Source organism: Bacteroidota bacterium (assembly GCA_026391695.1).
In the GTDB taxonomy this organism is placed as follows: Bacteria; Bacteroidota; Bacteroidia; order Bacteroidales; family JAGONC01; genus JAPLDP01.
The window spans coordinates 14524-27903 of record JAPLDP010000038.1; the positions used below are offsets into that span (position 1 = coordinate 14524).

At 43.5% G+C, this 13380-nt stretch carries 12 protein-coding genes and 1 pseudogene; 3 read left to right on the plus strand and 10 right to left on the minus strand.

All coding sequences use genetic code 11. The annotated features are described in order from the left end of the window. Positions 1 to 15 precede the first annotated feature (15 nt). Both NT175_05850 and NT175_05855 read right to left on the minus strand, forming a co-directional pair. Positions 16 to 2925: a TonB-dependent receptor gene (locus NT175_05850; GenBank protein MCX6234235.1), complete on the minus strand. Its 2910-nt coding sequence runs from the start codon at positions 2923 to 2925 to the stop codon at positions 16 to 18. Positions 2926 to 2947: 22 nt separating this feature from the next. Further along, the gene (locus NT175_05855; GenBank protein MCX6234236.1) at positions 2948 to 4225 is read right to left on the minus strand and encodes a cyanophycinase; all 1278 of its coding nucleotides are present in this window, start codon (positions 4223 to 4225) and stop codon (positions 2948 to 2950) included. Between the two features lie 120 nt (positions 4226 to 4345). Between NT175_05855 and iadA the strand changes: the two genes are divergently transcribed. After that, positions 4346 to 5476: a beta-aspartyl-peptidase gene (gene iadA, locus NT175_05860; protein MCX6234237.1), complete on the plus strand. Its 1131-nt coding sequence runs from the start codon at positions 4346 to 4348 to the stop codon at positions 5474 to 5476. A gap of 52 nt (positions 5477 to 5528) precedes the next feature. Next, complete coding sequence (locus tag NT175_05865) at positions 5529 to 7157, plus strand: M20/M25/M40 family metallo-hydrolase (GenBank protein MCX6234238.1); 1629 nt, start codon at positions 5529 to 5531, stop codon at positions 7155 to 7157. Here NT175_05865 and menC read toward each other — a convergent pair whose 3' ends face one another. Beyond that, positions 7158 to 8267: an o-succinylbenzoate synthase gene (gene menC / locus NT175_05870; protein ID MCX6234239.1), complete on the minus strand. Its 1110-nt coding sequence runs from the start codon at positions 8265 to 8267 to the stop codon at positions 7158 to 7160. It abuts the gene before it with no gap. Between the two features lie 45 nt (positions 8268 to 8312). Continuing rightward, on the minus strand, positions 8313 to 9812 hold the full coding sequence (locus NT175_05875) for a M14 family zinc carboxypeptidase (GenBank protein ID MCX6234240.1): 1500 nt from the start codon (positions 9810 to 9812) through the stop codon (positions 8313 to 8315). A 99-nt stretch (positions 9813 to 9911) separates the two neighbouring features. On the opposite strand from NT175_05875, the gene NT175_05880 reads away from it, so the two are divergent. Then, positions 9912 to 10058, plus strand: coding sequence for a hypothetical protein (locus NT175_05880; GenBank protein ID MCX6234241.1), 147 nt, complete (start codon positions 9912 to 9914; stop codon positions 10056 to 10058). A gap of 4 nt (positions 10059 to 10062) precedes the next feature. Here NT175_05880 and NT175_05885 read toward each other — a convergent pair whose 3' ends face one another. The 6 genes and pseudogenes from NT175_05885 to NT175_05910 form a co-directional block, all read right to left on the minus strand. After that, complete coding sequence (locus tag NT175_05885; GenBank protein ID MCX6234242.1) at positions 10063 to 10974, minus strand: cysteine synthase family protein; 912 nt, start codon at positions 10972 to 10974, stop codon at positions 10063 to 10065. 386 nt (positions 10975 to 11360) lie between these two features. Beyond that, positions 11361 to 11789 (minus strand): annotated as a pseudogene (locus NT175_05890) (transposase). A gap of 224 nt (positions 11790 to 12013) precedes the next feature. After that, positions 12014 to 12295: an alpha/beta hydrolase gene (locus NT175_05895; GenBank protein ID MCX6234243.1), complete on the minus strand. Its 282-nt coding sequence runs from the start codon at positions 12293 to 12295 to the stop codon at positions 12014 to 12016. 68 nt (positions 12296 to 12363) lie between these two features. Continuing rightward, a complete protein-coding gene (locus NT175_05900; protein MCX6234244.1) occupies positions 12364 to 12678 on the minus strand; it encodes a hypothetical protein in 315 nt (104 codons plus the stop codon). Between the two features lie 81 nt (positions 12679 to 12759). Further along, entirely contained in the window at positions 12760 to 12939 is a 180-nt protein-coding gene (locus NT175_05905; GenBank protein MCX6234245.1) for a hypothetical protein, read from the minus strand. Between the two features lie 180 nt (positions 12940 to 13119). Further along, positions 13120 to 13380: kinase (locus NT175_05910; protein MCX6234246.1), on the minus strand; the 261-nt coding region annotated here is incomplete at its 5' end.

A 13380-nucleotide genomic window follows, 5' to 3' on the forward strand; every position in this document is an offset into this window, starting at 1 on the left:
TTCTTGTTTAGCGAGTTAAAAACCAATGTTTAATCCGAACAGAACCTGGCGGCATTGCGGGTAGGTAAAGAAATCAGTGCCCATGATGATATTGCTGGACCCTCCATAATAGTCAACTTCAGGATCCATCCCGAAATATTCGGTAAATGTGTACAGGTTTTGCACCGTAGCATAAAGCTTTGCTGATTTCATGCCCACTTTCCGGACCCAGTCCCTGTTGAAATTATAACTGAGTGTCACATTTTTGATCCTGAGGTAGGTGCCGTCTTCGATAAAACGGGATGACAGGTAGGTGTCTCCGACTCGTGGAAAATCGGTAATGTCGCCGGGTTGTTTCCAGCGATCATTCATCCGTGTTGTCTGATTGTCTTCACCTGAGCCCGATTCGAGATAGATAAGGGAACCGTTGAACACGTCGTTTCCATAAACACAATAGAGAAAAACGGAAAGCTCAAAGGATTTATATGTGAAGACATTGGTAAATCCCATAATGAAATCCGGGTTAGGATCGCCGGTTTTGGTGCGGTCATTGGCAGTCAATATTTCATCACCGTCGATGTCTTTATAGACAAGGTTTCCGGTTGTAGGATCAACGCCAAGGCAGTTGTAACCATAAAAGATGCCAATGGGTTCGCCAACTTCAACGCGGTTACCCCCGCGGCCCATATTGTCGATGGGCTGGTCTTCATAAAGGCTGAGCACTTTGTTGCGGTTAAGGGAAAAGTTAAGTGAAGATGTCCAACCAAATGCTCTATCAATGTTAACGGTATTCAGCAGCAGTTCCAATCCCTTGTTTTCCATTGTACCTATGTTGGATGATATCGTATAGAATCCGGAAGAGGAAGGTATCGGCCTATCCAAAAGCAAATCGCGAGTATAGTTGTAGTAGAGATCGGCTGTAAGGTTGATCCTGCTGTCAGCAACGGAAATATCAAATCCAATGCCTGTCTGGGAGGTGGTTTCCCATTTCAGGTCAGGATTAGGGAGCTGTATGGGCGCAGTACCGGAGTTTCCTCCGTAATTGTATCCACCTCCATAAAGACCAAGGGAGGCGAAATCGGAAATGCCGTCGTTGCCGGTTATTCCATAGCTGGCCCTGAACTTGAGTTCATTAATGAAGCTGATGTTTTTGATGAATGGTTCCTCTGACATCCTCCAGGCAAGAGAAACGGCAGGGAAATACCCATAGTGATTATTCCTCCCGAATTTTGAGGAGCCATCCGCGCGGGCAGATAGCGTGAAAATGTATTTATACTTGTAATTGTATTTGAACTGTCCGAAGTAGGAGTTCAAAACACGGTCAAGGGAAGAAGCGGAAGCTGCACGGATGGTCCCGGCTGACTCTATATATTGAAAATTTTCGTTGGGGAAATCGACCGCCTCTATATAGGTATTGCGATATGCATATTTTTCAAGACTGTAACCGACCAATGCATCAAAGTTGTGTATTTCATTTACACTTTTGATGTATTGAAGTACATGGCTGGTGACGAGGTTGCTCACATAGCTCGTTCCTTCGATGCCCAGGCCGTTATACTTGGCACCCTGCCTGACGGTGACCGGATCGTATTCATGCTCGCGCAGATTATAGAAGTCGGCGCCAAATTTAGAGGTGAACATAAATCCGCTAAGGAATTTATATTCAAGGTTAACATTTCCATTGGTGCGGTTCGTGTAAGCCTTATTGACTGTCCCATTGGATATTGCTACTGGATTTGCATAGGGACCTGTTTCGTCATACTTACCGCTGGCATCATAGACTGGGAAAATGGCAGGGATGGACATAGCATTCGGGAGGGGACCGTAAAGTGTTGCATCGCCTTCCACACGTGAGTTATCCGAATTGGAAACCGAAACGCCACCCCCTATCATCAGGTTGGGTACTATCTTGTAATCGGCGTTTATGCGGCCGCTGTATCGTTTGTAAGAGGTCCCCTTCACAGCCCCGACCTGGGAATACTGATTTCCTGAAACAAACAGCCGGAAATTCTCATTGCCACTGCTCACAGAAAGTTCGGTGCTCGTAGTGGGTCCGTTCTGCAGGATTTCACTCATCCAGTCGGTATCGATTCCCTGTACGTCTGTCCCTTTGTATTCGTTCCATTCCTTAGCATTCATCATCGGGATGATCCGCTCCTTGGGCAGTGTCTGCCATCCGCCATTGAAATTCAGGTTCACATCGGTTCTTCCCCGGCTTCCTTTTTTGGTGGTAATCAGTATGACTCCGTTTGATGCCCGTGCACCATAGATGGAGGAAGCAGACGCGTCTTTCAGAACGGTTACTGACTCTATGTCATTAGGATTGAGATCGGTCATTGCATTGGTCTCCTGGCCCAAATAACTAATTTGGGCATACTCGCCTGTTATGACAGGTATCCCGTCAATGACCATCAGAGGCTGGTTACTGGCGTTGATGGAACTACCTCCCCGGAGTTTGATGGATGACTGCCCGCCAGGGGTACCCGAACTCTGGTTGATGGTAAGGCCGGCCACCTGCCCCTGCAACACCCCATCGATCGTCTTCAGGGGTATGTTGTCTATCTTATCTTCATTGACCAGGTCGATGGAACCGGAGATCAGCTTTTTACTGGTAGTGCTGTAACCGACTACCACAACCTCCCCAAGGAAAATTTTCTGCCCGCTCATCGTAATATTAATTACTTTCCTTCCATTTACCGGAATTTCCTGTGTTTCCATTCCGATATACGAGAAAACCAGCACCCCGTCGGGAGGAGTCGGCAATGAATAATTTCCGTTGATGTCAGAAATCGTCCCTTTTGTACTGCCCTTCACCACTATATTGACTCCGGGGATAGGTGAGTTGTCATCTTGTGCAATAACCTTTCCGCTAACCGGAATGTCTTGCGCAATCAATGTTTTGAGAAATAAAGTGAATAACAGGAGCAGAAAATAATGTTTTTTCATATGGTTAAGGTTTAGTTTGGATTCATTCTTTCATGGGATTTATGGCGATCTGTACCGGTGTAATATCCATACGGATATTGATTACTGTATACTTTTCCTCACCGTATGGCTGGTCTGTGTAAAATCCTTCGCTTAACGGACCTTTGGACAGGGTGACCAGGAATCCGGAGTGGTCATCGCAAAAGCTGATGTTTCGAACGGTATCTGCGCCTTTGTTGTCCATCAGGTTGATGGTGAGCAAGTCACGCAGGTTGCCGGAATTACCGGATAATATTCCTGTCTGTCCGGGATTTTGGATATTATAGTATTCCTTCCCGCGCGTGGATCTTTTACCATCGACAGGTGTGATTTTGCCGGTTGTGCAATCGTAATAATCACCTTCCTCCAGGTAACTGACCGAAAGGTTCTCAATGCAGGGAAAGCCTTGAACATAAAAAATGCGGGCATCCGTTCTGTCGATAATAGTGACACCGGAAGCACCGGCCACTTTCATCAAATCTTGTCTGCCAATGTAAATAAGGGCTGTATTTTCATCGATGCCAAAGCCTATATTGCGGCCGTATGTATCATCCATGAGTGCTACCGCAAGTCGTCCAAACCGTGCCCGGGCATCAAAATGCTGATCGACGATGCCAAAAGGTAAGAAACCCAGGCCCTTCATCATAAGTACACCATCCCCTTCCGGGAAATCATCACCATGGTAATCAGTAATAACTCCGTGAGTCAGGGCTGCCAGGCTATTTCCTCCTCCGATCATCGACTCACTCATGATCGCAGCCCCCGCACTGGATCCACCAATGACACTACCATGACGGAAGACCTCCCATACCGCCTCGAGAACGATCGTCTTGCTTCCATCTGGTCTGTATAGTGTTTTTAATGTCCGGGACTGATCGCCACCCGTAAACCATACCGCAGAACATGATCTGATGATTCCGGCCAGAGTGGAATCGTTGCCGTTATCTTTCCAATCTGCTTCGTTCACATTTGTGGTACTATCATCATCAACCATGGCGATGTTAATCAGAAAGATTTGATCAGATTTAATCCCATAGGAGATCAATGTATTGCGGAAACTTACGTACGACTGTACCGGTACACCACTGGAAGAAGGAATGACAGCAAAGGTTGCTTTTTCCGCTCCTCCGGCAAATCCGATGAGCTGATTGTAGATACTAGCATTGTCATCCTCGGTTCCTCCTCCCACAATCACCAGGTTTCCCGGGGGTACAGTCTGGCTGAATGCCCGTGACAATATCAGAAGGACAGATGTGATAAAAAGTAATCTTTTACTCTTCATATAATTAGAGTTGAATTGCTCATAACTGACTTAGTTTATAGCGAAAATAAGAATTTAAAAGCGAAAAAAATAAGCGCATACCTTTTTTTTTAACAAATTTGTTAATCAAAATCTTTTTGTATGCTAACATTGTTTAAAAATGCACAGGTATATAGTCCGCGGTATCTTGGTGTAAAGGATATTCTTATCGGCGGTAAAAGCATTCTGGCCATTTCAGATCATATTGAGCTTCCTTCAGGCATGGTGGAGCAAACGATTGATTGCACCGGGCTATGGCTTGTGCCCGGGCTCATTGATTCACACGTGCATATTACAGGAGGGGGTGGCGAAGGAGGCCCTGCCAGCCGCATGCCCGAACTGCAGTTAAAAATGATGCTGGAGGCCGGCGTAACCACGGTGATCGGATGCCTCGGAACGGATGGGATTACACGAACTGTAGAAAGTGTGCTGATGAAGGTGAAGACCGTACGGGCACAAGGAGTCTCAGCCTGGATGTATACCGGGGCTTATCAGGTACCACCTCCCACTATAACAGGAGAAATCCAGAAAGATATTGCCCTTTTTGAAGAGATCATCGGAGTAGGAGAAGTCGCCATTTCCGATCATCGTTCTTCAGTACCCACCATCGCTGAATTAGCCCGGATTGCAGCCCATGCACGCGTGGCAGGGATGATTGGAGGGAAGGCCGGTATTGTTAACCTGCATATGGGAGATGCCCGCGATCCTTTCAGACCGATCCATGAGGTGGTTGCCAATAGTGAGCTGGGATATAAACAATTCCTGCCTACCCATTGTAACCGTAACAATTACATTTTCGAGGATGCCAAAGCATATGGGAAGAAGGGCTATGTCGATATCACAACCAGCTCCTATCCATATTATGCAGATGAAGAAATAAAACCGTCAAACGCTTTAAAACAATTGCTCGACAGTGGTGTTCCCCTGGATCATATTACCTTCACCTCAGATGCCTGTGGCTCTTTGCCGGGATTCGATCCTGAAACAGGGAAGCTGATAAAAATTGAGATGGGGTTGCCTTCTTCGATCCTGCGGGAAATAAAAGCGGCTGTTTTGGTGGATGGAGTGCCCCTGGAACAAGTATTACAGGTAGCTACATCAAATCCTGCTGATATCCTGAAATTACCAGGTAAAGGTTATATCAGGGATGGATACGATGCTGATCTGCTTTTACTTGATCCGGAATTCAATATTGTCCACCTGATGGCTATGGGAAAGATAATGACCTGGTAATGTCAGGCAGGATCAGCACACCAATAGATAATATAGCATAAGTAGCCACTTTATGAGAAGATTTAGTTTCATCACCCTTGCCTTATCGTTGTCAACAGCGATGCTTTTGGCACAGACTCAATCCTCCCCTGTACCGGCTCCAGTGGTAAAGGATTTTTCAGGTACCCTCTCATTCCTCTCCTCCGATTGGATGGAAGGTCGGGAAATAGGAACCCGGGGCAGTTTCCTGGCTGCCGATTTCATTGCCACTATGATGGAGCTGCACGGTTTAACACCATACGGTGACCCTGATCTGTTCGATAATCCTGAAGGTGCGATGACCTTTCACCAAACTTATTTTCAGAATTTTAAAGTAATACGGTATCAAGCCGAAAAAGCGACCCTTACATTCATTCAGCGACTGACCGATTCTGAATCTGCACTTCAATTATCCCCTGGTATCGACTTTATTTGGAAATCAGTCCCAAACAGTATAGAAGCCGAAGCTGCAATGGTTTTCGCAGGGTATGGATTAGCCGCTCCCGACAAGGGGTACAACGATTATTCCGGGCTCGACGTGAATGGCCGGATCGTAGTGGTGATGGATGGATACCCTGGTCATGCCGACACCACATCACCTGCATGGAAGAAACTGGGTAAGACCTTTGGAGAGGATTGCGCCTCTATTGAAGTGAAGCGCCGAATGGCCGAAAAGCTTGGAGCCGTTGCGCTGATCGTTATAGCTCCTGATGATAGCCTAAGACCTTACAGCCCAATCCAGCGCAATCTTGATACCGTGAATGCTGCTGTGAATTCACCTGAAATAACTGAACCCGTATATGTGGATGCTGACTATGCCTTGCCCGGCGACACTGCCATTATAAAAATACCCTGCTTTATTCTGGGCACCAATGCATCCGGAATGCTCTTCGACGAAACCGGTATTGTTTTAGCTGATATTGAAACGAGAATTGCTGACCTTCTGTCCCCAGCTTCGACGGTCATCCATGGTAAAAGGATGCGGTTTACAGTCGTTGTTAAATCAGAGTCACTGGTTGTGCGAAATGTTCTTGGCATTATCCGTGGCAAGGACAGCACCAAAAGTGTTGTTGTTGGCGCACACTATGACCACCTGGGCGTTCGTAACGGGTATATTTACAATGGCGCAGATGATGACGCTTCCGGTGTTTCCGGAATGCTCGCATTGGCAAAAGCATGGTGTGAGTATGATAAACAACCTGCCTTTAATATCATTTTTGCCGCCTGGACTGCAGAAGAAAAAGGATTTCTCGGGAGTCGTTATTATGTCATGCACTCCAATGCGAATCCCGATAAGCTATTGCTCAACATCAACCTGGATATGATCTCGCGCAGTGCTCCTGAAGATACCGCAAGCAGGCAACTCAGCATCGGCACGATGCCAGGCAGCGATGAGTTGAGGCAGATTGCCAGGGCAAGCAATCTCCGGCTTCCGCATCCTTTTGAACTTGACCTCTGGGATGTGACGGGGCATTTTGGAAGCGATTACTCTTCCTTTACAGTAAGAAATGTTCCGGTAATGACCTTCTTTTCAGGATTTCATGATGACTACCACTCTCCCCGCGATATCGCTGCTAAAGCTAATCTTCAAAAGATGGAGAACATCCTGAAAATTGTAAATGAATGTATATGGGAGTTTACATTGAAATCAACGGACAAATGATTACATTTTTTGAGAATCACTCCTGACCGTAACTTTCTCCAGTATTCTCATGTTGACTTCGACTCCGATACCTGGTTTGGTCGGAACATCCATGGTGCCGTCGGGATTAACAACAAATTCAGGTTCGACGATATCTTCCCTGTAATATCGTTTGCTGGCAGAAATATCTCCGGGTAATGTAAAGTTATGCAGTGATGCCAGGGCAACATTTCCGGCCCGGCCTATTCCTGATTCCAGCATTCCACCATGCCATACCGGAATGTTCTTTGAAGCGCAATAGTCATGAATGTGCTTTGATTCCGTAAAACCGCCGACACGCCCCGGCTTTATATTGATAATCCTGCAACTGCCCAGTTCAATGGCAGCCCGGGTATCGTCGAGCGAATGGATGCTTTCGTCAAGGCAGATGGGGGTTTTCAGTTCACGCTGGAGTTTCGAATGATCATATATGTCCTCATAACCGAGCGGCTGCTCTATCAATAAAAGGTTATATCCATCCATCTTCTTAAAGAGGCTGATATCCTCCAGTGTATAGGCAGAGTTTGCATCTACCTGTAATAGTATAGTCGGAAACTCCTTCCTGAGTGCTTCTACAAATTGCAGGTCATACCCAGGAGATATCTTGATCTTTATTCGTTTATAACCTTCAGCGAGGTATCCTTCAACTTTTTTGACAAGCCCGGCAACGGATGACTGAATTCCTATACTTACGCCAACATCGATCTTTTCACGTGTTCCGCCAAGCATTTTGGAAAGCGGTATGTTCCTGGCCTTTGCGAAGGCATCCCACAGGGCAGCCTCCAATCCGGCTTTGGCCATCATGTGCCCGCGAACCTTGGCGTAATTGGCAATGGCATCATCGATGCTTGCAATATCTTTTCCCAGTATGGATGGGATTAAAAAATCCTGAAGGATATGCCAGGCCGTTTGAACCGTTTCATATGAGTAAAAAGGGGTGCCTTCAGCTACGCTTTCACCCCATCCGGTTACACCATCAGCATCAACCCTAACGATGATATGCTCTTCATCATACTCTGTTCCCATTGATGTTACAAACGGGCTTACCAGAACCATTTTTATGTGACGGAGTTCAATTCTTTCAATACGCATAATTATTTTTTTTAGGACAGTTACTGGAAATATTAGGAATATACTCTATTTTTTAATTACCCGAAGTATTGGGAAAGCCTCCCCTTTCTTCAACAGATGAGCGTAATTTTTGTATGTTGTCAATCCAAGCATCGACTTCGGTTCTAAGGCTAAAATAATCAGATTGCCTTTCAGTTGATCAGTCGGAACAAAATAATAATCATTGGTTGACATTCTATCCTGAATTTTCTCCACTGTAACATGGGGATTCGCAATTGTATCTCCTTCAAAATCGATGGAATCAATGCTGTAAACGAAATATTCTTCGATTTTGCAATCACCGGTTTTCCTGAATGGAGTAATCTCAATCGACTGCCGTCCAGTCCATTCCACAAGGTCTGTTAATTGACTTGGGATTAAATATCCGGCTGGCCGCTTAACATCATACAGTGATTTTACTACAGGATGATAATCGTTTACGGTGATTACAGTATCGTTACCGGAGTAATAGGAAAGCAAAGGAATATTCAGTTTTTGGCCATTCCTGACATGTTCCGATTGAATAGATACCTCCTGATTTGAAATGCCGGTGATTAATTTTTCTCTTTCAGCAGCAACAAGGCTTTTGATTCTATCTTTATTCTGGTAGATATACTCAAGCATTCCGCGCATGCCGGTCATCTGCCCTTCAGCCCGGTGCCTGAGGTTTTCAACAAAGCTATCATTTCCATTCATGCCTTCCTGGATAAATGAGAAGGTATTTTGAATCCCAAAACTCTGTCGTCCGTCATTGATGTCAAAGGTACTGTGCCTGATATAAGCAACCTCAGGCGGGCCGCCGGGACAATAAACGAAGGAGGAAAATCCTCTGGCGTTTAAATACTTGAAAATGAATGGAAGATAATTGTTATCAGATAATTCCCTGATTTCTTTTGAAACATTCGGATTGGTTGTTGAACCCACCATTACATCGCTGTTTTTTCTGTATCCGTAACTTTTCCATTCCTCACCGTAAGGGAAGTACTCATGAACATCCATGGTTACCTCAAAAAGGTATCTGTTAAAGATGTTATGCAAGGCCATTGTTTCGGGCTCGGTAAGGATTAAATGATTGCGGTTCAGATCGGCACCATTTGCATTGAGCCTTTCATTTAATTCGGAACCGTCGGGATTTACTTGGGGGACTAGCATGAAATCAATCTTATCAAAAAGATACTTGTTTTCCGGTTTTAGCAGCTCCTGTGCGAGCAGCAATGCACCTTCTTTCCCTGATTGTTCGTCGCCATGCTGTTGTGCAAAGAACAGCACTTTGATTTTTGATTTGTTCTTCCCGTAGGGAGATAAAGAGAACATCATGGCGTAAAGATTTTTCCCTTTCACGGATTGCCCGATTACTTTGACTTTCAACAAATCAGATTTTTTATCCAGAAGATGAAGATACGATGATAACTCCTCATAGGAGGTCACTTTTTCAAAGTTGTTCTTCACAGGCGGAGGTGTCGAATCCTGTGAAAAAAGAAGTACCGGGAATATAAGAAGGATCAGGATTATAATTGCTGTTTTCATTATGCTATACCTATTACAGTGCGTATGTTCATGTGTTATCCTTTCATTGTCTGACGTAAGAAATTCAATCAATTTCTATAAAAAAGAAACTAAGAGGATGTGCGGCCAGGACTGGATTTCCCCGCCGAGGGCGGGCAGGCTGTGCAACGCGTCCTCATAGCTAGTCCCGACGCTCGCCCTGAACCTGATTCAGGGTATGCCGGGATGGGGCTGACGCCACATGTAACCATATTTATTGTATGCTGATTTATTATTTATACAAATCTCCCTTGAGATACTTTAATCCTGAATCACAAATAATTGTAACAATTCTCTTTCCAGCTCCAATAATTCTCGCTCTTTGAATTGCTGCCCATACATTTGCTCCGGAAGTTGTTCCTCCAAAAATTCCCTCCATCTTTGCTAATTTTCTCGCAGTTTCATAAGCGTCTTCATCTTTTACGGCTATGATTTCATCAGCTAATTCTAACTTGCATATAGATGGTACAAATCCTGCGCCGATACCTTCTAACTTATGGGTGCCTGACGTATCACCACCTGAAAGAGCTCGTACACCATAAGGTTCAATAGGGATACATCGAATGTTGGGAATCTCATTTTTGAACACTTCTGAATTACCTGAAAAGCAACCTCCAGTTCCGACTCCTGCAATAAATTCATCAATTTTATTTTCAAGTGCATCTAAAATCTCTCTCGCCATGTTATGGTAGGCATTTCTATTGTCAATATTGTTAAACTGGTCAGTCCAAAATGTATTGGGAACTTGACTAAGTTTTCTTGCCCTTTCAACCAAGGAATCAATAAGTTGCGCTGTTATTAAACCATTTTTACTTGGAATTATGTCAAGTTTGGCTCCAAAAGCTCGCATTGTCTGTAGCTTTTCTTCTGCAAAGGCGTCAGAGGATACAAAGTGTGCATGATAGCCCCTGTAAGCACATACCATGGCCAGCGAACTTCCTGTACTACCACCAGTGTACTCAACTACAGTACCTCCAGGTTTCAGTTCGCCTCTTTTTTCTGCTCCTTCTATCATAGAAAGCGCCATCCGATCTTTCATGCTTCCGGTAGGATTACCTCCTTCGTACTTTACATATATTTCAGCACAGTTAGGTTCGGATAATCGTTCTAATTTTATCAGTGGTGTTTTGCCTATTGCTCTCATATCTTTTTCAATTAAAAAGTACACAACGTTTTGTAGTATGAAACGTTGGGGAAATCGTAACTGCGTTTGTATACCCCGTTGAGACTGTGCTACGAGAGATGCAGTTGCGTAACCTATTGTACCCCAATGTTTTATACCGTATATGTGCCCTGCATGAGCATGCAGTGCACACTTGTTGTAAGCTTTACAAAAAAGTTAAAAATACAAATTTTTTACAGAAGGCAATCAACAAGAGTGCATTATTTTCTAGAGGGTGGGAGGTTGTGTTTGTCGTCAACCGAGGTCTGGATATTGTAACAAACTTCGAGTATCTGCTGACGGATCGGCAGTTCCCGGCTGTCGGGATTAGTTATAGAAATCTGTTCCTGTCCGGTTTTAATTAACTGTTATGCGAACTTTTTGTATTGCTGTTTCTTTTCAGTGAGCCGTGCGATCTTTTCCCGGATTTTCTCTTTGTTAATATCTATGTCTATGCCCATGGTTTCAGCAGTATCGGCAACATCAAGGGCATCGAGGTATTCGTGGAGTTTGTTCTCGATATAAGCCAGGTGATCATCGATCTTCTTTTGGTTGTAATTGTTCTTCTTTGAGTTTTGTGCCCTGAGTTTGGTTCTATCAGTAGCAATGACTTTGCCCCCGATCATATCAAGGCGTTTGCACAGGGTGACCATCTTACGAAAAACCAATTTGATGGCTTTGGGGTTGTCTCTTCTGAAATTAGCGATGGTATTATGATCGGGTTGCAGGCTTTTCTGCAACCACATAACTTCGATATTCCGCTTGCATTCTTTTTCCAAGTCTCTTGATGAACGGACCTTGTTAAAATACCCCTAAATGAATAGTTTCAGCAAATCACCCGGGTGATAGGCCGGATGACCGTTTTCGATAAAATCCATCTTGAATCCAAATTCTATTAAGGGCAGATTTTCCACAAATAGGAACACCAAATATCAATACACACCAAAGTTTGATAGATGCACAAAGCTTCATTTACGCACTTACCCGCCACTTTTGGGTAAATGCTGTTATGCAAAGTCATTTATATTAAATTATCAAGAAAATTTTGTGCAAATTTTTGTGCGTTTTTAGAATCTCTGTTGAGCCAGAAAGCTAAATGCGAACCCTCTTCTATCCAATATCTTTGTGCATTTTTAATGTTTTCATAAACATATACACCATCATAGAATTTTACATCCGCATCATGTGTACCATGAATAATAAGAGTAGGTACTTCAATTTTTTCAACTTGCAAGTGAGTCAAGAGCCTGTATAATTTCATATCATTGTCAGTCCCGGGTTTTCTTAAGCTATAAGGATTCATTGTATTTATAAATGCTCTTATAAACTTTTTTAGCTCTTCACTATTTAGAACGTAGTCAATATGTTTTTTCAGTTGAGTATTTGTGAAATAAGCCGCTGATTTGAAAATTTCATTTGCAAACCATTCAGTTTTTTAGTTCCAATTAATTTTAATAATTTTTGTCCTATGTGGCTTGTAAAAAACATTGCACTGATTTTACCAACTGTTTCTGGCATATCATAAAAGCCACTAACACTATCAATTGCGATAAGTCCCCACAATCTTTCAGGGTAATTCATAGCAAATGTATATGCTGGAGGGCCTCCGGCTGAAGCAGATATCATGCATGTTTTATTTATTTCTAATGCATCAAGGAGAGCGGCAAAAAGATTGGCTTGTTCCACAATACTTTGACCACTTTTTAGTGGTGTTAGGAGATAACCAGGTCTTGATACACACAGTAACCTGTACTTATTTCTGTCTACTCAATCGAGCATCAATCTTGACTGGTCTACACCCCCTATTCCACCATGTGAACACATAACAACAGGCTTCTCTTTATTGTTTTCATCAGTCAGGAAATATTCTACCTTTCCCTGTTTTGTCTCAACTAATTTTGATTCAATTGAAACGTCCTCGAAAATTTGATACTTTGCACCTTTCATACTTTTAACTCCTGTTTAAATTATTTTTATAATGATTTTGCATAACGGTGACGCTATGGCCAGTAAGGGAAATCGCAGCTGCGTTCCTGTCCACCGATACAAAACTTGATGCGAGTGATAAACTACGCATACCGCTGAAATCCTTATTGGCTATAGTGTGTGTTTTGTGTGCAGTTGATTTTATGACTTAAAAAAATTATTAATTTGGTTATCTATTTCTTCAAGTTTGCCTGAGTTATCTATGATAATATGCTTTTCAGCAATTGGCTTATAAATCTTTTTATATTTTAGATAATGCTCATATTGTGCGTCACTTTCATCTTCAAATCTTTGTTTCAGTCTCTCCTTGATGATCTCTTCAGACGAGCATTTAACTTCTACAATTTCAAATTTACTGCCTGCCTCATCAGCTATTTTTTTAGCACGATGTCTATCTTGTAT

Coding starts and splice junctions, on each gene's coding strand:
- NT175_05850 (MCX6234235.1), bottom strand. CDS start 2,925: ATGAAAAAACATTATTTTCTGCTCCTGTTATTCACTTTATTTCTCAAA.
- NT175_05855 (MCX6234236.1), bottom strand. CDS start 4,225: ATGAAGAGTAAAAGATTACTTTTTATCACATCTGTCCTTCTGATATTG.
- iadA (MCX6234237.1), top strand. CDS start 4,346: ATGCTAACATTGTTTAAAAATGCACAGGTATATAGTCCGCGGTATCTT.
- NT175_05865 (MCX6234238.1), top strand. CDS start 5,529: ATGAGAAGATTTAGTTTCATCACCCTTGCCTTATCGTTGTCAACAGCG.
- menC (MCX6234239.1), bottom strand. CDS start 8,267: ATGCGTATTGAAAGAATTGAACTCCGTCACATAAAAATGGTTCTGGTA.
- NT175_05875 (MCX6234240.1), bottom strand. CDS start 9,812: ATGAAAACAGCAATTATAATCCTGATCCTTCTTATATTCCCGGTACTT.
- NT175_05885 (MCX6234242.1), bottom strand. CDS start 10,974: ATGAGAGCAATAGGCAAAACACCACTGATAAAATTAGAACGATTATCC.
- NT175_05895 (MCX6234243.1), bottom strand. CDS start 12,295: ATGAATCCTTATAGCTTAAGAAAACCCGGGACTGACAATGATATGAAA.
- NT175_05905 (MCX6234245.1), bottom strand. CDS start 12,939: ATGAAAGGTGCAAAGTATCAAATTTTCGAGGACGTTTCAATTGAATCA.